This is a genomic window from Photobacterium panuliri (genome assembly GCF_059920555.1).
In genome coordinates this window covers 96926-117282 of sequence record NZ_CP197193.1, presented here as the reverse complement: position 1 = coordinate 117282, position 20357 = coordinate 96926, and the positions used below count along the sequence as shown (strand labels likewise).

Annotated in this window: 15 protein-coding genes; all 15 read right to left on the bottom strand. The window is 41.8% G+C overall.

Annotated elements, in window-relative coordinates:
* Positions 1–173 precede the first annotated feature (173 nt).
* Positions 174–2831, bottom strand: a complete 2658-nt coding sequence (gene tssH / locus ACSF8X_RS16615) for a type VI secretion system ATPase TssH (RefSeq protein ID WP_500851704.1) — start codon at positions 2829–2831, stop codon at positions 174–176.
* 112 nt (positions 2832–2943) lie between these two features.
* The gene (gene tssG, locus ACSF8X_RS16610) at positions 2944–3930 is read right to left on the bottom strand and encodes a type VI secretion system baseplate subunit TssG (protein ID WP_500851703.1); all 987 of its coding nucleotides are present in this window, start codon (positions 3928–3930) and stop codon (positions 2944–2946) included.
* Positions 3927–5756, bottom strand: coding sequence for a type VI secretion system baseplate subunit TssF (tssF, locus tag ACSF8X_RS16605; RefSeq protein ID WP_500851702.1), 1830 nt, complete (start codon positions 5754–5756; stop codon positions 3927–3929). The genes tssG and tssF overlap by 4 nt, the downstream gene beginning before the upstream one ends.
* Before the next feature lie 2 nt (positions 5757–5758).
* Positions 5759–6232 carry a type VI secretion system baseplate subunit TssE gene (tssE, locus tag ACSF8X_RS16600; RefSeq protein WP_047880324.1) on the bottom strand — a complete coding sequence of 158 codons (474 nt, stop codon included), beginning with the start codon at positions 6230–6232 and terminating at the stop codon, positions 5759–5761.
* 14 nt (positions 6233–6246) lie between these two features.
* On the bottom strand, positions 6247–7047 hold the full coding sequence (locus ACSF8X_RS16595; RefSeq protein ID WP_500851701.1) for a type VI secretion system accessory protein TagJ: 801 nt from the start codon (positions 7045–7047) through the stop codon (positions 6247–6249).
* A gap of 7 nt (positions 7048–7054) precedes the next feature.
* Positions 7055–8593: a type VI secretion system contractile sheath large subunit gene (tssC, locus tag ACSF8X_RS16590; RefSeq protein ID WP_500851700.1), complete on the bottom strand. Its 1539-nt coding sequence runs from the start codon at positions 8591–8593 to the stop codon at positions 7055–7057.
* 58 nt (positions 8594–8651) lie between these two features.
* Positions 8652–10142: a type VI secretion system contractile sheath large subunit gene (gene tssC / locus ACSF8X_RS16585; protein WP_047880322.1), complete on the bottom strand. Its 1491-nt coding sequence runs from the start codon at positions 10140–10142 to the stop codon at positions 8652–8654.
* Positions 10139–10651 carry a type VI secretion system contractile sheath small subunit gene (gene tssB / locus ACSF8X_RS16580; protein WP_047880321.1) on the bottom strand — a complete coding sequence of 171 codons (513 nt, stop codon included), beginning with the start codon at positions 10649–10651 and terminating at the stop codon, positions 10139–10141. The genes tssC (ACSF8X_RS16585) and tssB overlap by 4 nt, the downstream gene beginning before the upstream one ends.
* 86 nt (positions 10652–10737) lie before the next feature.
* A complete protein-coding gene (gene tssA, locus ACSF8X_RS16575) occupies positions 10738–11835 on the bottom strand; it encodes a type VI secretion system protein TssA (RefSeq protein ID WP_053062553.1) in 1098 nt (365 codons plus the stop codon).
* A 319-nt stretch (positions 11836–12154) separates the two neighbouring features.
* Positions 12155–12967 carry a PP2C family protein-serine/threonine phosphatase gene (locus tag ACSF8X_RS16570; protein ID WP_157037900.1) on the bottom strand — a complete coding sequence of 271 codons (813 nt, stop codon included), beginning with the start codon at positions 12965–12967 and terminating at the stop codon, positions 12155–12157.
* On the bottom strand, positions 12967–13662 hold the full coding sequence (gene tagF, locus ACSF8X_RS16565; protein ID WP_047880318.1) for a type VI secretion system-associated protein TagF: 696 nt from the start codon (positions 13660–13662) through the stop codon (positions 12967–12969). The genes ACSF8X_RS16570 and tagF overlap by 1 nt, the downstream gene beginning before the upstream one ends.
* Positions 13644–17198, bottom strand: a complete 3555-nt coding sequence (gene tssM / locus ACSF8X_RS16560) for a type VI secretion system membrane subunit TssM (protein WP_047880317.1) — start codon at positions 17196–17198, stop codon at positions 13644–13646. The genes tagF and tssM overlap by 19 nt, the downstream gene beginning before the upstream one ends.
* A 17-nt stretch (positions 17199–17215) precedes the next feature.
* Positions 17216–18520 carry a type VI secretion system protein TssL, long form gene (gene tssL / locus ACSF8X_RS16555; RefSeq protein WP_500851699.1) on the bottom strand — a complete coding sequence of 435 codons (1305 nt, stop codon included), beginning with the start codon at positions 18518–18520 and terminating at the stop codon, positions 17216–17218.
* A gap of 30 nt (positions 18521–18550) precedes the next feature.
* Positions 18551–19879 (bottom strand): type VI secretion system baseplate subunit TssK, encoded by a 1329-nt coding sequence (gene tssK / locus ACSF8X_RS16550; protein ID WP_500851698.1) that lies wholly within the window; start codon positions 19877–19879, stop codon positions 18551–18553.
* A 30-nt stretch (positions 19880–19909) separates the two neighbouring features.
* Positions 19910–20350 carry a type VI secretion system lipoprotein TssJ gene (tssJ, locus tag ACSF8X_RS16545; protein ID WP_240478353.1) on the bottom strand — a complete coding sequence of 147 codons (441 nt, stop codon included), beginning with the start codon at positions 20348–20350 and terminating at the stop codon, positions 19910–19912.
* Positions 20351–20357 lie beyond the last annotated feature (7 nt).

The following is a 20357-nucleotide window of genomic DNA, read 5'->3' as shown; positions in this document are numbered from 1 at the left end:
AATTTCACACTTTGAGTAATGACAAAACAGTTATTAGATAATAATAAACAATAAACACATAAAGTAATTGTCATTAGGCCTAATACATTATCCATCACCACAACAATGTAGGTAAGAAATAATAAATTAAATCATGAATTGCATCGCAATATTTTATCTAACTATGCTTTCAATCATTTAAATTCTATCTTATAACTGCCACTTTCAATATCCACATGTACACTTTCAAAATGCTCATTATCCGCCAAACGCTCCAATATGCTTGTTGACAATATTGGCAATAAGACATTTTGAAGATTATTTTGAATTGCACGAGCACCTGAATTACTATCAAAGCAATGTTCATTTAGGTATGAAACGACTCTATCTGCATAATTAAATGTTGCATTATAATGCTCAGAAATACGCATTCCAATCCGATCCAACTGTAAGTGAATTATATTCGCTAAGACTTCGGTCGATAATGGAACAAATGGAATTACATTTATCCTGCCTAGGAATGCCGGTTTGAAAACATTAAGAAGATCATCCTGCAGTGCTTGCTTCAACCCTTCGATAGAAGGTGCTGTATCAGCATCCTCAAACAAATCTATCGTAGTATCCGTACCTACATTGGAAGTCATGATAAGAATGGTATTCTTAAAATCAATATCACGTCCTTCACCATCTTTGATCGTACCTTTATCAAATACCTGATAAAAAATATCCTGTACGCCTGGATGAGCTTTTTCCATTTCATCAAGCAATACTACGCCATAAGGTTTTCGCCTAACCGCTTCGGTTAAGATCCCGCCTTCCCCAAAACCAACATAACCAGGAGGTGACCCCAATAGAAGAGACACTTTATGCTCTTCTTTAAATTCCGACATATTAATAACAGTGACATTATCTTCACTACCGTATACCTGTTCAGCCAAAGCTAACGCAGATTCAGTTTTACCTACCCCGCTTGGCCCAGTAAGAAGAAAGACACCATTCGGCTTACGCTCGTCATTTAATTGCGCGCGGGCGGTCTGCACCACTTTCGCCATCAAATCCAAGGCATGATCTTGCCCAATTACACGGGCTTTCATACGGTCACTTAAAGTGAGAACTGTTTCAATTTCATCACTTTGCATTCTTCCCAGCGGAATGCCCGTCCAATCTGATATCACCTCAGCCACTAACACTTCATCAACCTCAAGAAATACCATCGGCTCACTGTTTGCATTTAGCGTCTGTTTAATCGCTTGCAACTGGGCTTTCTGTCCATTCTCTGTATCCGATCCAGTCGCCAGACTATCGTCAGAGCTACTATCTTCATTAATATCAAGATTACTCAGCCTATCCACCAATTTAGCCGACAGTATTTTTGCCTGCTCAACCAAACCAGCCTCATCATGCCACAATACCTCTGCCTGAGTATGCGCTAGCTCCACTTCATGAAGCTTTTCATACAGCGCGCACATTTTGTCTTGGTGATCACTCCCTGTAATCTGTTCCCTTTCCAACACGGCAATTTCATCTTTCAGCTGCTGCTGCTGCCGACGAAGAGTTTCAACTCGCCCTGGGATACTGGCTTGACTCATCGCAACCCGAGCACAGGCCGTATCTAATAGCGCCACGGCCTTATCTGGCAATTGGCGTCCGTTGATATAGCGGCTTGACAATTTCACGGCTGCTTGCAACGCTTTATCCGTAATCGCAACATTGTGATGAGCAGCCATGACAGGCAATAATCCTCGTAACATCACAATAGCTGTCGCTTCATCAGGCTCCTCAACTTTAACGACCTGGAAACGGCGTGTTAATGCTGCATCCTTCTCGAAGTACTTCTTATATTCAGCCCATGTGGTCGCCGCAATTGTACGAAGTTCACCACGGGCTAACGCCGGTTTCAAAATATTGGCCGCATCATTCTGACCCGCCTGACCACCACTACCGATCATAGTATGGGCCTCATCAATAAAGAGAATTATTGGCTCAGGAGATGCCTTAACTTCTTTAATAATACCCTTCAAGCGATTTTCAAATTCCCCTTTCATCCCGGCACCTGCCTGAAGTAGAGCGAGATCAAGAACACGAATGGAAACAGCTTTTAAGGCATCAGGAACATCACCTTGGCTAATCCGTTGGGCCAAACCTTCCACTACCGCGGTTTTACCCACTCCAGCTTCCCCTGTAAGAATCGGATTATTCTGACGCCGACGCGTCAAAATATCGATCATCTGACGAATCTCATTATCACGCCCTAAAATAGGGTCTATAGCTCCTAGCCGAGCCTGCTCCGTCAGATCTATCGTATATTGTGCTAAAGCGGGGGCGGATGTTGACGATAAGGTATTCGTTACATCATCACTAGTTGCGACAACTGACTCAGCAGAACGTTCTGCAAGTGTTGGCCAAGCAGACAGCAATTGAGCGGGATCTATATGTTCTAACGAGCGAGCATCGCGTAATACCAAAGACCCTAAACTATCATCTTTGAGTAACACATAAATAATATGTACGGTGCGGATCTGTTGATCACCAAAATCAATCGATGCTGCAAGCCATGCCGAACGCAATAACGTAACAAGATGCGGAGATAAACCTGGTGTAGCGCTATTTCCCGTTTTCAGTTTTTCCAAACTAAGCTGTAGTTCACTGTGTAACACTGGTAACGAAAAATCAAAGCTCCCTGCAATAACCGCTAAGTCACCGTCTTGTTCTTCTACCATAGCAGACAACCAGTGTTGGATTTCAACACTAAAATGACTACGGCTATTACACAGCGCGGCTCCCGTCTCGAGCTGTTTTTGACAGTGTGGTGAGAGTTTATCGACCAGTGATTTCAACGTCATCGTTGACATGTAACATCCCTTATTTTGAATAAATTTCAACTAATACCCTAAATACATTCTCGCTAAACGAATATCGTAATATCGATTGGGTATTAAACTTTCCATGCCGTTACAACGACACTTAACCTACCGGAATCTTAAGAACCTTATCCTTTATATGATGACTACTCATTAATGCCACTCCCAAACCGAGGCCTACACCATGATTATTCAAACTGGCTACGGGTAAATTTTGATAAGCAGTTACCAAACGCCAACTGACATGAATCGAGGGTGATAAATAGTGGCTTACAATCTGCTTCATTGTTTGTAATAACGGTCCTTGGTTCATCAACATCGCAGCTTTTTCACGCTCGTTAACGTGAAGCTCGATATCTATTGCCGATGACAAATCCCATACCCTCTGCCCCAGCATGCTACTCACGCCTAGCTGTGCGTGCTGCCCTTCAGGCTGTAGACGAGACCCTAAACAGGTCTGTTCAGATGGAGAAAGTTGCAGCCAACGGCCAACAAACTCCTTTATTTCTACCTGACAGCCGCCGATTAATGTCAAAATCTGACGCAAACTCTGGCTATTGCGTATAGTCTTAGCCAATAGCCCTCCCATAAATACATCCAAATTATGAGTAGCCCCTGTCAGTGCATGTAACACCGAATCAATAATTGACTCTTTACCGTTTAAATACCGTTCATGCTGAATGGGATATTGATATTTTTCCCAAGATCTATACTGCAACGCAATTAAACGGTGGTTAAACATGTCAAAAAACTCACGGATCGCGACATCTTTTAAACGTGCTCTTTGCATCACTAACTCAGTATAATGACGAGGTAATGCTCCGCTTGGCCCCGTTAATCCCATGAAGTTTATATTAATATCCAATCGTTTGACGCCACTATCGCTGCTTGTCTCGCGAATGGATTCAATCGCTGTGCCCGCAAACCCTAAAGTTTGACAAGCCTTAAAACGAATACATTCATTATTAGGCAAAGTATCAGTGCCCAATTCATTGCTCTCTCCAATTTCTGACATCTGCCGCTGCAACGAATATACCGAGCGATAGAAGTCATCACGATCTATATATCCTATTAATTGCGTTATATTCACAGTAACACCTTTCCGCCAGCACATGCAGGCCAACGATACTGCCAATCAAGCTGCCCTCTAAAGCTGACACTTAACCGCGTAAAACTATTTACTGCAGTAAATTGAGAGAAAAATTGGGAAAGGATACAACCAAAGAAAAACAGGTTGGCACCAGAGAGTTCATTGTTACAAAACTCTAGTAATATATCGTTACCATGACAGAATCCAACACGCCCATCCTGCACAACACGCGCACTAGCAGGTGTCACCAACATCGCAGTGATGGCTTCAATCAGCATCTTACTTTGCGGTGTCTGCTCAAAATCATACAGCTTTAACGTTTCTTTGAGCGTTTCCAAGCCGTGTTCACCAGAAAATTGATTTAAAGTTAGATGCTTGGCAAACTGCCAACGGGTACTTTCAAGCAATTTAGGTCTCATCGGCTGAGTCAATGCGGTAAGACAGCGTACCTCTTTCAATGAATCACTACGTAACCTCACATCCATTACAGGTTGCCCACCGCCAAAAGGTAAGCGAGCTGGTAAATTACGATTACTACACAATGCATTAATCGTAACTAACCAATGCTCGTATTCATCCACATCTACCGGTTTCGTGTGAGTATCCACAATGGATAGATACGTTTCGCAACCAGGTTCATCATGCCCGCTAGCCCAACTTGAATGCTCACGCCGCAGAGTCCAGTACATGTCATTTTCTGTCAAATAGTTAGCTTGTCCAACGCCATAAAATGGAGCAACATTCACGCAGTTGTCATTTTTATCATATGCTTTAACTTCATTGATCCGAATCACTTCACAAATATCAGCATCCCCGTATTGAGGAATCAACTGATACTCATCCTGAACAGGTTGCAACGTAAATGATTCAAGTTGCTGCTCAAACAAATTAATAATCGGAGTGCAACCTAACAATACATTGTCGGCTGTTACTTGCTTTGGTAAAAAGTCATTACTTTCATTAAAGTAGATATAAATATCGACTTCATTATCATCGCCTAGCCAATCAGGTTCGAGATCCCGCAATTCAAAAAATAAAAACTTTTCCGGAAACAAAAAATGTTCAACTAACAGCCTATAACCACTAAAGCTCCGTTTGTGATAGGGCACCACTTCATGTTCATCTTCAAAACCGACACTCACAACGTGACGCCCTTGAAGATAGTGACTCGCTTCAGACGATCCTTTCGGAGCGATAGCGATACCCACCATTGACCTAAACAACAACTGATAAAGGCTATAACTGAGCTGCGCCTGCCCATTGAGATAAAAGCGCAAATTTCTGATACCCAGCTTAAAGAGTGGAGTACTTTCAAATTCACCGCTTAACGTGAGCTTCAGTACCGATTGTGCTTGTGTTTTAAAATTTGCACACGGCGCTTTAAAGGGCGCATTTTCAAAGGCCGCCTTCGTCACCTCCACAGGCCATAACTCCGTATCGTAACAAGTTGTAAAATGACATGATTTGTATCCATCTACATGACTCTGAACTTCGCTACCACGGGGCAATATAAAACCATGATCATTGATATTCTGGGTCGTCATTTTAATAATTGCCATAGAAGGAATTGTTGCGTGGTAATCTGGATATAACTGTCCAATAAGTGCTTCCGTTAACTCCGGGAAACTATCATCCAGACATCGCCGAGTTTGCGCCGTCAGCAATGCAAAACTTTCAACTAATCGAGAAACATGTGGATCCTCCACATGTTCATCACTGAGCTTTAATCGACCTGCGACCTTTGGATAACGCTTTGCAAAATCAGCCCCCATATGCCGAATATAGGAAAGTTCGCGGTTATAGTACTTGAGTATCTCATCACTCATAGTTATGGCTCACTAATTCGAATACCTAAACAAATTGGCTCAATCTCTGAATCAAAAGTGACTTCTTCTGCCTCGGGTGTTGCATGAAATAGCGCATGGATCCGCAACCTAAGAATTCGATCAACCGGTTCATCGTCCCCGACAACTGTTACCGCTACATCAGCAAATCTGGGCTCAAATTTTCGAATAGTATCTTCGATTATATGGCAGAGGGCTTGACGACCATCCAAAGAACTCAGAGGCATGGCGGAAAAATCAGGCAGACCGTAAGAAAATAGCGAACAATTCAATTCAGGATAATACTTTGACCACACATGCCAATGCACCTTTGCATTTAGCAAATTTTCTAAATCACGTCGCACGCTATGGCGCATATCCCTCCATGTAAACGGCCTATTTGTGTTAGCCATATTTTCAGGTGCATCATCTAACAGCCGATCTAACAAAGAGGGAACTAAGGCTTGGCTAGCTTTCATTCTTCAGCCAACCGTTAAACGACAAGCGGAACAGTCTTATTTATTCGCTGAATTTGTGATAACACCACTGCCTCATCACCAAACAAATACATCTTCTGCCCAACACCAAAATAAATATTTGTTCCAAAAATTTCACGCCAATCAGTTTCTCTTCCCAATTTTTCGGCATCTGTTTGGCTATTAATATATGTCATTGGGATAAATGCCTCACCACATAAACCACCATCAATTTCGATATCAACTTTACGCCACACATGTTCAATTAGAGATGTCACAGGCATCATCTCTAAACGTATCAAAGCATCAAATGGAACAAGATAATACTTTCCATCAGTACCAAATAGCTCTAAAAAACCAGCCAATGTATCATCAAGATCGCGTAATGTGTCACGATATTCCCCATCTATCTCCATAGGTATATTTACACGATTTTTCTCAAGTTGTTCTGCGCTTTGGATGAAATTTTCAACGTGATTTTCTCTGTACGCAAGACGCATTCGCAGTAATGATGTAAATGCCTCATCAACATCTTTAACCAAATTAGCAGTCGCGGCCCCACCGTCAAAATCAAGCCTAGCCTGAGCTGCACGGATCAACTGCCTTAGATTAGTGGCTCCAATCAAACAATCAGGATTCTGCTTAATTAACAAATTAAGTTGCTTATCAGCCCTTTCGTATTGACCATCAATGCATAAGAGCTCAATAAAGCTACTCCGTAAATCAATATCTTGTGGAGTTTCTTGCAGCTGACTAGCCAGTAACTCTAGTGCTTCGCTTAATTTTGCTTGTTGAATTAATGTATGCAATGTCTTCATTATATTATCACCCAGTATTACTTTGATTTGGTGCGAGTTCAGTAATCAGACGAATACTCGAAACCATCTGATCAAGTTGAAAATGTGGTCGTAAATGAATAATCGAATAATAATGACCTGGACGCCCAGACTTTTCTTTTACCTGTATACGCGCTTCATTCAATGGATAGCGAGATCTGACTTCATCGGATGCTTCATCTGACGCTGTCGTATAATTAAATAACCAACGCTGAAATTCAGTCTCAATACTTTCTGCCGTAGCATACATACCGACCTTATCTCTCCCCATTACTTTTATATAATGAGCAAATCGTGATGCACATAATATATATTGTAACATTGAAGACAAGCGCGCATTTACCTGTGCTCCCAATGACTCATAATGCTTTGGCAAATTAACCGAGGCATTACTAAAAAAAACCAAATGTTCAGTATTGGGTAAAGGAGATACAGGGATAAAACCACAATCTGATAGCTGCTTTTCCAATCTGTCACCTACTTGCAAATCTACAGATGGCTTACTCTGACGAAGTCGCCGTGTCAAATTAAAGCTGGCAGATGGTAAATTAAATACCAGCCCACGGTTATATCTTCCAGGTTGTAACCCTCTGATTTGACTAAACCATCCAGATTCAGAAAATGCTTTTAATACTACACTTGCAAAACCATAAGCAGCATTCCCCCATAAATGTTCTGTCTGAGGATCTATAATATTCTCTTTAAAATAAAACTCTTCCTTACGTGAACCATCTTGTTCATACGGCTCACGCATTAAAATATGTGGCATGACAAGTCCCAAAAAACGAGCATCTTCCATTTTTCTCAGGCTACGCCAATTATTATATTCCGGCTGTGAAAACTGGGACTGAATATCACTGACACTTGCTAATTCCGTATAATTATCAACACCAAACAGTGCTGGTTCAGCCGCTGTCACAAATGGAGCAAAAGCTGCTGCTGCTGTATTACTAATTCCCATTAAGGTATCAATATCATTAGTTGGAATACCAGCTTTAGGTTTATGAGAAACCTGATAATCGCCAATTAACAATCCAAATGGTTCTCCACCAGGCATATTAAATTCGTTATTATAAACTAAACGAAACAAATCACTCTGATCAAATTCAATCGCCCGCCCCATATCACGGCTAAGCTCTTTCCATGTTAAATTCAATAGCTTTATTTTACATACTAGCTCACTATCAAACTCTTCCATCTGGTCAGTTAGATATACTAACCCACGCCAACTTGCCTCCAACTTTTGAAAACAATCATCGTGCAATATACAATTTAGCTGTTCATTTATTTTTGCATCAATACCCTTAATTGAGCGTAACAGCAGCAAGCGGATACTTTGACGATTACACGTTGACCAACAGAAATCCCCCTCTTTTTCCAGCCAAATCCGCAGTGCCCAATAATCATCTTTATTATCCAGGAACTGATCGACAATATCTGTCTGGGCACACCACGCTGCGTCACCTGTGGCAGGCTGAATATCTGCCTCTAACTGTTCAATATCAATAAAACGAAGCGTTGATTGCATCTCGACATCCTGTCCAAAACAGGTAACTGGTATTTCCAGTTACCTGTCTTATCGCTTATCAGCCAATTTCAGGGATCTTAGCTACTAACCGCAACGATGTTGTTAGTTCTTCCATTTGTAACCATGGACGTAACCATGCAATCGCATTATAAGCCCCCGGCTGACCCGGTATTTCTTTAACCTTCACTTTGGCATCTGCCAATGGATATTTTGCCCGAATTTCTTGACCACCGCCTTCAGACGCATTGACGTAAGATAAAATCCAACGGTTAAGCCAAGCTTCGACCTCATCCGCTTCCATGTAACTACCAATTTTATCTCGAGCCATAACCTTCAGATAATGAGCAAATCGCGATGTCGCCATCATATAAGGAAGACGTGCTGAAATGGCCGCATTCGCTGTTGCTTCTGGTGTACTGTGAATCTCAGGTTTCTGGCAAGTTTGAGCGCCAAAAAAGACGGCATAATTCGTATTTTTATAATGGCAAAGAGGTAGAAATCCCAATTTACCCAATTCCGCTTCTCGACGATCTGTAATACCAATTTCAGTCGGACATTTTAGATCTGGATCACCATCATCACTTACGAAAATATGAGAGGCCAAATTATCAACTCTACCCCCACCTTCCGCACCACGTATTGCCGTACAAAATCCGTACTTAGCAAAGGCATTCGTTAAACGTGAACCTAATACATAAGAAGAGTTCATCCAGCAGTAGTCTTCATGATCGGCATTCAGCGCAAATCCCGTAACAGGATCAAGGCTAAACTCCTCGTAACGGAATTCTTCAATTGGCGTAGTCGCTTCACCGTAAGGCAAACGCGCAAGTACTCGAGGCATTGTCAACGTTACAAAACGAGAGTCATCACTTTCTCGGAAAGAACGCCATTTTATATACTCAAGAGACTCAAATACTTTCTCTAAATCACGAGGCTTAGATAATTCAGACCACTGATCAAAACCAAATAATGCAGGAGAAGCCGCTGACAAAAATGGTGCAAAACCTGCCGCTGCCACGTTCGACATCAAGCTCAATGTTTCTATATCTTCCGGATGGTTAGTAAATTCATAATCCCCGATAAGCGCACCATAGGGCTCTCCACCAGGAGTTCCAAACTCTGCTTCATAGACTTTCTTAAATACCTGACTCTGATCAAACTCTACCGCTTTGCTTAAATCTTTATGTAATTCTTTTTTAGTCATGCTAAGCATACGAATTTTTAGCGTTTGACTAGTCTCTGAATTCATTACAAGGTGGTTGAGCCCACGCCAGCTACCTTCAAGCTTCTGAAATTGTTCTTGATGCATAATTTCAGCTAGCTGAGTTGATATCGTATTATCCAACGCAGCAATCGCCTCACGGAACGTTATCGTTAAATTCTTATTCCACGTAACCGTACCTTTCATCGCCTCTTCTGTTAAAGTACGTAATAATTCTTCTGCTCGAGAACTTTCAGTTTGTTTCGTGGCAGAGATCGCTTTTGCCAATAATGATCCCGTATTTTCTTCAACAGTGGCATCAAGCTGTTCAAATGCTTGAGTATTCATTGAGCCGACTCCTTGGTACCTTTGTGCAATTCATCAGATAGCTTTTGTAAGTCAGATGTATTATTCAACACTGCTTCCAACAAATTTTCTAACTCTTCTGAACGATCAACTTTTGTCATTAAATCACGAAGTTTATTACGAGTTTCCATCAACTTACGTAATGGCTCAACTTGATTAACAATAGCGGCCGGTTCAAAATCTGCCATTGATGAAAAAGTTAAATTAATATCCATTCTGGTATTGTCATTAGTCAATTTATTATCAACACGGAAATTTAACTTTGGACTCATTCTATTAAGTACATCATCAAAATTATCCCTATCAATCTGAATAAAACGACGGTCTTTTATCGGCTTAATCGCATCTGTATTTTGCCCTGCAAAATCGCCCATGACACCAACAACAAACGCTAATTCCTTTTTAACGCTTGAGCCTTCTGTTTCAACATCATAGGTAATATGTACCCTTGGCTTACGTACCCGTGATAATTTCCCGTGGATACTTCCCATTAGAATCTCCCTATTTATAATTACTAACTCTGATAGTTCAGTCTTCTAACCGTGATTAACTACAATACGGTATTACACAAAATAGACTATGATTGATTGTTCTCTGAGCCTATACCAACAAGACGGAAATAACCTTTTCTTGCATCACCATCAACTATTAACTCTTCGAGTAAATCCGGTAATGACATATCACTCCAACGAACGACCTGCTCAATGGCATAAGCCATCGGAGAATGGGGTTCTGTTTTTTTAAAAAAATCAGCGATCATTTTCAGGTTTTTAATCGCCTCTTGCCGTGTCTCCAATTGCACGCTAATTCCAGAGACTGAAGATAAATCAGTTTGTGATTCGCTATTATTAACGTCAACTATAGGATCCGTTGAAGGCAAAGCTTTTAGTTTATCTTCGGCTAAATATGTCACTGCATTAAGACAGGCTTGTAATCGCTTGGTGATTTGGGAACTAGGCAATGGATAACCGCACGCGTCATCCATTAATTTCACCAGATCACTATACGCTTGAATCGCTGCTTCTATATCTTGATGAAGTTGACGATAAAATGTCGGCTCAGACATTTTAACTTCTTCTTCAAGTGCTTGAAGATCAACCCCCCCCATATCAATGCGATATTTTTTCTTCTCCGCATCTAAGCGATCGATCTCTAATGCTTGTTCATACTCCCACAATGAGTATGCCTGTTCGCCATGATTCTCAGTCAACGGCACACAGGCAATCGGCATCAATAAGGTCCCTTCTCCTTCAACACCATTTAATCCGACCAATGGAGCAATTCGTGTCTCGATCCCATCTTCATCGGGCATCGGATATACATCATCCCAAAAGTTCTCAATTAAGATCGCTGCGGTTTTAAAGCCAATCTCAAGCCCCCGAAAACCACAGTTACGAACCAAAGCTTCGATAAACCACGCCGTGAGTTCCAGATCCTTACACTCTGTCGTCAATAACAATGGTACTTGTTCGAGAATTTCATGCCACTGATGTGAATAATTAAATAGTGGTTCATTATCCACCAATGCTCGCCGCTCTGCCGCCCTTGCAGTATTTCTTACATCCTTTAACGTAAAATACGCAGAATAAGGTGAAGTATCACTACGCGGATCATTTCCTGATGAATTTTCCTCTGATATCGGTGATTTCAACGCTTCAAAATCAATAATATCCATATTTATCATCCATCGTCCCTTAGCAATAAATCTAATCCATACACAATAAATCTGATATGCTTCGCAAAACTAACATATTTCAAACTGTCAGACCTATTTTTTAAATTTGGCTTTCTCTTTACCACTTCTTAAATTTGGCACAATATCATTCTTAAAAGTAAGACAATGGTATTTATATGCTTACTATTATACTCCTCGCCATAAGAAGAAAATAAGGTCTTTAGGTAAATAACGCGAGTGACACGCCATTTTATCAACATGGATTATAAACTTTTCATAATGCTATATAATGGGGATTACATCGATTAGTACAATCTGTCTAACACTTTCCTCCCTTAAATATTGGTATTGTGAAATCACTCGTATTTTGGTTTTCTCTATTTACCAGATCCAACTTCGTCGCTTTAACCAGCACACTTGTAACATTATCCGCCGCACCACGAACCAACGCAGAATGCATCAATGCCATGCCTGCATCTGAAACACTGGGAGCTTGCAGGCAATGAGCAAGGTGGTTATCAGGCAATTCCTTGGTTAAGCCGTCGGAACACAACAAAAACAAATCTCCCCACTGCAACTGACCTACAACAGAATCAATCACTACATCAGCCCCTACACCAACAGCTCGTGTAATAACATTTGCCAACGGGTGATTCTCTGCCTCAGCCTCAGCAATGAGTCCTTGTTCAACCATGTCCATCACTTGGCTGTGGTCACGTGTTTTCTGTTCGAGTTGACCATGGCGGAACAAATAAAGACGACTATCCCCTACCCATAAGACGTGGTATTCGCCACCCTTCACGAAAAGTAATACTGCTGTCGTACCTATTGTCTCCCCTTTAAAATAACGCTGGGAATAATCATAGATTTGTCTATTGGCATCTTGAAGTGCGCGTCCTAAATACTCCACGGTCAATGATTTTATCGGTAACGCTCTAATATACTGACGAACGATATCGACCAGCATCTGGCTAGCTACATCTCCAGATTTATGCCCTCCCATCCCATCAGCTACTACCCAAACCCCTTCATTGGGGCAATCTAGAAATGCATCTTCGTTATAAGTACGAACTTTTCCTGTATGGCTCTGAGAAAAAGAGAAAAAATGCCAGTTAGCTGCTTTCGTCGGCATTACCATCCCCATTGCTCCCAATTACCATCAAGCATAGCTGCAAACTGGCTAATTAAAGGCAAACCACTTGTCACTAAGGTCGCACTTTTCATTCTTTCCGAACCTGCAGTCCACCAGATACAATAACGATCAAACTGTGTTTTGTAAGCCAAATGAAGCAAATCGCAAGCCTGTACGTGTTCCTCTCCAAGCAATACAATTTGATTGCCCATCCCTGCTTCTGTCTTCACGGCCGAATTTGGATTGTTAACAAGATCAGATAAAAGATCTGTATTTTTCAAGTTCTCTAACCACTGAATTAAATCCATATCATCATCTAATAGTTGCAGCACTAAATCTTCGGCATTCTCACTCCACTGCCGAGATTGCCAATATGCAACCGGGGGATTTTCGACACTTGTAGCCAATGTAAAATAGTAATGCCGACCAACGTTATCAATACTTGGCATCAAAGTACCTACCATTCCACTATCACCACAGACTCCCGGAGACAATGAAAAATGCCAAACGGGACTGGTTAGATAACATTCCAACCATTGCTCACCAAGTTGCTCACGGCTCACTGCCTGTACAGCCTGTAGCCATTCATTCCAAGGGTCAAGGAAGTCAAGTGGTAAATGGTCCTGAATAAAGTCCCCTCGCACTGGTACTTTTCCGAAATATCCAAATTGTGCCGCTACAATGTCATTGGGCATGAAAATCTCTCTATATCTCTCAACCAGAATGGATGTACAACACTATTCGGTAACAACTGCACCGTTGCTCGATTTCCTTTCAGTTCAACTTCTACCATTTTATCTTTTCGCGTTTTTGACCTTTTACGCGCTGCTTCTTCCAGCAAACGGAAAAGTCCCCAACTACCTTTATATGTCTTGGTAATAGCATGCCCTGATTGCGGTGGCGTAAATACTAATCGTACCTGTGCAGTCTGACTCGTATCCGGCCACGAGAACGATGACACTCGAGTGGGACCGTGGCGATAAATCATAGCTTGAGGACCAAATTCGAACCGAAAATTACTAATATGTTGATCCAAAAATACCGTTTTCAAACCAAACTCAACATGTGGAACCTTACTGCCTGGTTCAAAAAATGCCTCACGAATACGTTGAGCCTGTTTGAATAATTGTAGCGACGTTTCGCTAACCCCTACATTCTTGGTAAAACGCCATTGCCCTTTCGATGTATCAACAAACGGTTCTAGATATGTAATAAAGAAATTATCTAATATGCCGCCATATCCAAAGAAACGGCCAAAATCCTTGATCTTTACATCCCTTTTAGAACGACGATTAAATGGGTATTTTCCCTTAATAGACTTTTTGTACTCGCTAACAACAGCATCTTGCCAAATTGTATTCAGATGTACTTTAGACCCTTGCTTAGCCAATTTGGTCGTTTGTTTTTTTAGTTCCCCCAACCATTGATTGAAAGGAGCGGGTATTACATCACCGACTTGCGACAAATTAGCATCCAAATCGTCGTGACTTGTTTCACCAAGCAAACTCTTGTAGGCAACTCTGTCGTTATCCCCCGTTGAATTCAATTTCGCCAAATAGTTATGCAACAATGTTAATGATTCATTCAGCGCATTAAATTCCACGTCACCTATCGCTAAAATATCAGCAAACTCTTCTTCTATCTGAGCCCCCGGCAAAGCCGATTCAAGCTCCGGCATCTCCGATGGTAAGTAACGAGTAATACGTGTTTTTTTCTGTTGCATAGCAACACCAGCAGCGTGGCCAGCTACCTCACCAGCTGCTTTAGCTTCTTCACTTATAGGTAATTCGGTCAAACGCAGCTGTTTTTGAATACTGACAATCAAGCTCTGCAACGGTCTTTCTGACCCTGACAAAACCTTCATCTGATATAAGCCCTCTGCTGCACTGCTATACGGCACAAGCTGTATATCCCCTATCAATTGATTCCAATAATAAATATAATCTCGATAATATTTATCATTAACCGCCGTCATGACCTCCTGCTTAGTTGCTTCACCCAGTTGCAACTTATCGCCATATACCCAACTATCTTCCATCAATCGCTTAACAATACGCTTGTTTTCTAGCTGAAAGACACTATGGAAACCGGTATAAGTGTATAAGCCTGCGATCCCATCACTTAATGATTTACCACTTAAACGCTGAAACACTGTCTGACTTTGTGAACCCAAAATATCGGTCAGTCTATAATCAGGAATATGACTATCCATAAAGTCCATTTTCAATCGTTGATAAGCCCGTTCAGCCAACGGCATTTGTGTTAGCACTCCACGAGCTAGCTCAACGGCATCATCATCTTGCTGTACGCCAACAATCCCTAATTCTAATAAATTAGTAGTATGTCCCATCAAGGACTGACGTATCGGCTCATTAATTTCCCCGGGATATGTCCGTTCGAAATACAATGCAAACCAACTCAGTACCTGTTCTTCCTCATAGTGAGAATGATCGAACAGCATCAAATATGTTTTCAGCGTCTCATACAAATATTCTAAATAAGCACTATTTTCTTTCATGTCTTGTTGGAGTGCATGAATCAAATAAGGAGCAAAGAAACCTTGTAGCCCACGCTCGTATGCCGCTCGAGCTGGCTGACCTATTTTATCCCCCTGATACAAACCAACGTGTTTAACTGCATCTGAATCCAGCATTTTCCCGTTATAACCTGCTGGCAAATCTTCTAACAAATCTAGTGCATTCGCCAACGTAATCACATCTGTTTTACTCGTCAGCTCCGGAGTCACAACCTGCTTATATTGCGCAACAGCAATAGCTGCCTCATCAACCAAGTCTTTATTCCATTTATAACTCGTCAGCCACAATCCCCCCATAATGCCCATCAAGACACAACATCCACCCAGCACTCCGCGTTTTAACCATAAATTTTGCTTTTGATGATGGCGATTGACGGTACCTATATACTGCTCAGGGAAGATCACATCCTCAAACAAACGTTTAATAAAAAACCCTTTACTCTCACTTCCCGGTTGTTTCAATGGCACAGAACCTAACCCCAAACCTCCTGCCATTTCTGTCATCACGCGATCAATAGGCACCCCTTCCTGTGTTGCACTCGCAATATAAACACCACGTAACATCGGTGCTTCTTCAAATGAATTAGGTGAGAAAATCTCTTTGAGGAAATCATCTGCTGCAGCTTGAATCAACCTAAGCTGTTTGGGAAACTCATAAATCAACGTCCGCTTATCGATATCCCGAGTGTGCTGCATACGCTCATTCATTCGGCCAACCAACCGCTCAAGCAAATGATGGAATTCCTTATTGAACATTCCAACAACCCCACGTTCAGGATCATCAGCTTGTTCCGGAAAGGTTATCCCCCACACTTGTTCTCGCTGTTCTGCACTTAGATCCGCAAAATACTCACTAAATCCCGCAACAAGATCGGCTTTGGTCATAATGACATAAACTGGAAAATGCATACCCAGTTGGTTTTTCAACTCTTGGATACGGTGCTTGATTGCACGGGCATGAAGATTTCTTTCTGTACGAGTTTGCGTTAGTAAACTAACAAGACTTACGGTCACAATTGCGCCATTAATCGGCCTGCGGGTACGGTGCTTTTTAAGCAAACCAAGAAAACCAAACCACGCTTTGGAATCTTGCTCTCGGTTACTATCTTGTGTGGTATAACGCCCTGCCGTATCAATTAATACAGCCTGATTAGTAAACCACCAATCACAATGACGAGTGCCACCAACACCAGCTAACGGATCATCACCTAACTTATCTTTTAACGGAAATTCTAAGCCAGAATTATGCAATGCTGTCGTTTTCCCCGTTCCAGGGGGGCCAATAAGGATATACCAAGGTAATTGATAGACGCTTTTCCCTCGTTTAAGAACTGAACCATTTAACACCGTAAGTGCCTGTACAATACGCGTACGTAGTGTTTCAATTTCACGCTGGGTCGCCTCATTTAACAAAGAGGCCTCATCATTGCCATCTAACAGTGTTTTTACTGCTTTAGCATTCTGATGCTTATTTCTTGCCTGATGAGCAATATTGATCGCGCCCCATAACAAGGTAAGCACTAATAGCACAACAAGCCGAGATACTTCACTGACTAACGGCTCAGTCCCTGCAATCGCAATTAACGGGCCACCAAACCAAATCAATAATGATATAGCAAAGAGCCCAACTAGAGACACTACCCACCTCGAACAGAGAACAGGTCCAATGCGCTTAACAAAATTATTCTTGAACATTGCTTATCCCTATTCCCTTATTTCAATATAAGTAAATCTATTTCAACCCGGCGATTACGCGCCCGATTTTCTTGACTATTATTTTCATTCCTAGGTTTTGATTCGCCTAAACCTTCCGGCCATAAACGTCCATGCAAATCTGTCCCCATCGCCATAGTGTTAGCAACTGCCGTTGCACGAGCGAGCGATAGATGCCAATTCGATGGATATTTACTCGTAAATATCGGAGTATCATCAGTATGCCCCGCGATTAGAATACGCCCTTCTGTCGATTCTAATGCGCGAGCTATTTTAGACAGCACTGGTAATAAGGCTTCCTGAACCTCCGCACTACCCGATGAAAATAACTCACTGGATTTCAAAATAATACGTACACGATCAGGCAGATCTACCAACTCAATTGTGCCTCGCGCTACCTCACTCTGTAACAGCTGTTGCAACCGTATCGAGGCAGGCGCAATTGAACCGGGTTGTAACTGTTCTTGAGCCTCCCATCTTGCAAGAGTATTAAGTTGATTAAAAACTTTATTTGAATACTCATTAATGTGATAGCTAAATGCCATATAAATGCCCAATACAAACACCAATAACATTGATAGAATCACCCATAGCGGCACTTCGTTGCGTGGTTCAGTACCGTGTAGTACTCCATTTTTCCAACCTGGCGAAAGTTCTTGTTCTGGATCTCCGGTCAAGCTAACTAAAGCTTGATATGCCTGCTCCCGATAATCTTCGAACTTATCCATACCACGCTCGATCACCCGCATCTTGCCAACAAAACCTAATGACATACACAAGTATTGCAACTCAAGTAAATGCTGATTGGAACGTGGATCGGCAAGTGCTGAATCTAAAAGAGTATAGAAATATTCACCACCAAACGTTTCACTATGAAATGTCGATAAGAGGCTTTCCGTCGACCAAAGTGACTGCCCCCCCCAAACTGTATTCAACACGGTTTCATCAATAAACGAACACAAACAATACCGCGCTGCTTCAATTTTTTCAGCGCTTACCGACTGCGCCCGCAACCGCGTTTCAAATTCACGTACTCTATCAATGCAGCTTTGCTGCAAAAACGCGACATCGCTATGATAAGTTGTACTACGAATCTGCCCCACCATAGAGAGTAAATAACTCGCCTCTTCTATTAATGGATTTTGACCTAACGGTGGCAATCTATGTGCTTGACCACCACTATTGCTCTTCGCCAACACAAGGGTCTGATCCGAAGGCTTAATCGAAGGATTAACTGCACGCTTATCCTCTTCTGTCTTACCTCGAATTCCGGGGCGGGGTTTTATTAGCGTTGACTCAGACATAGCCATCAATCCTTGATTCACTCATCATTATTATTTATTTATCACCCACAATTGCATATCCAAGTCTGGGTATTTCCCTGACAAGTGTAAGGCGATGCCACCACTTGCGCTTAACCGATGCCAGTAATCATTTGTTTTATCTAGTTGAAAATAATGATACCCCGCATGATAAGGAATTTGACGAGGCGCGACAGGTAATGCTGTTGTCGCGATACCTGGTAACTGGTTATTCACCAAATCGCGAATATGCTCTACCGGGCCTATTTTCACCTGGGCAGGGAACCTGCGACGCAATTCGTCTGGATGTAGATCTGCTTTCACAGCTAATACGAAAGTTGACCGCTCTAGCAATACTTTATCCGCGACAGCCGCAATACGGATACCGAACTTCGTTGCCTCAATAGGTAACTGTATTGCCGTTTGCTCAAGTACTGCACTCATAAACTGATTCAGCACAACCATGATATTTCCGAGCACCAACGTTAGGTCATCATGCAGATATACGGGAAGTTCAGGCGGGCGTTTATTTTCAGTTGAGAATGTTGACAATTCCCCGGCCATTGAGAACAATTGGCGGCACAGTGCTTCTGGATGTAGTCCTTCCGACATATCAAAATGACACAGCACAGGTTCATAACGATTCAGTATCTGTAACATCAGAAAATCAGCTATTGAACTTGCGGTACCTTGTCCTTGACTCAAGCGACTGGCTATGGTGTCAGCACGCAGCTTAACCATCCCCCGTAACTCAGTAATAAAACGCTTGATAACAGGATTTTTCTGCACATTCAAACAAGGCGGTATATATTTTTCATCGAGAATAACCCGGCCTTCATCCGTCACCTCATGTATACGAGCAATCGGCAACGTAATGTAGCCGGATAAACTCTCGCTAGCGAGTTTTAGTACTACAGCTAACTGTGAGAGTTGCAAGACTTCCGTTGCATCCGTCCCAATAGCAGAGTCCGCCACTTCATGATCATCAAACCAATACCGCGTTATCTGAGAACTTCCAGGGGCGCTAATGTTTACGTCACCAGCTTTATCGGCAGGAATAGCCAGATAAACTAGCTGATCATGCACGCTTTTATCCAACTGTAATGCTTGCGGTAACTTCTCACGTTTCGGGCTAACAACCGAGCTGCCATCAGGCATAATGGCCGCGACTTTACTCAAACCAATTTGCCCATGCTTAAGCAAAGTGTCATCTAACTGTAGCTCGTTAACTCCCCAAAGATATGACGATATCTGACTCACAACTTGAGTCAGTTCATATAATTGAAAACGTTCTTGCTGCTGAAAATGCTGTGGACGCAAAAACATCCCTTCACACCAGGCAACTCGGCTAAAATCACTCATTTTTACATTCCCGAAAAGTGATACTAATAATTAAGGATTATCAACAAATACGGCTAGCTCACCAATAACCAAATCATAGGTCTTGTAATCAGTCATATCTATTTCAATTACTTCTCGCCAACGAGCATTTTCAATATCGCGATAAGCAACTAAAATTCCCGCATAGCGAATACCTGGAGTCAAATTAATTTCATACTGATAGTTAGACCCGGGCAAAAACTCAAACTCATTTGTTTCAATAAGATCTGGGCCTAAAACCTTATTGGGATCATCGTAAATAGAAAAAAAATCTTGATTATCAAATAATGTCCGTGATGACAATGAAAATACTTTAACTACAACTGGAGATGCTCGTCCATTCAAATCAGGATTAACATCTTCTGTTATTTCAAACTTTACACTTGTATAAGGTGATACAACATAATTCGCAACAGTACAACCGCTAAGAATTATTGACACCACAACAAACATAATTATT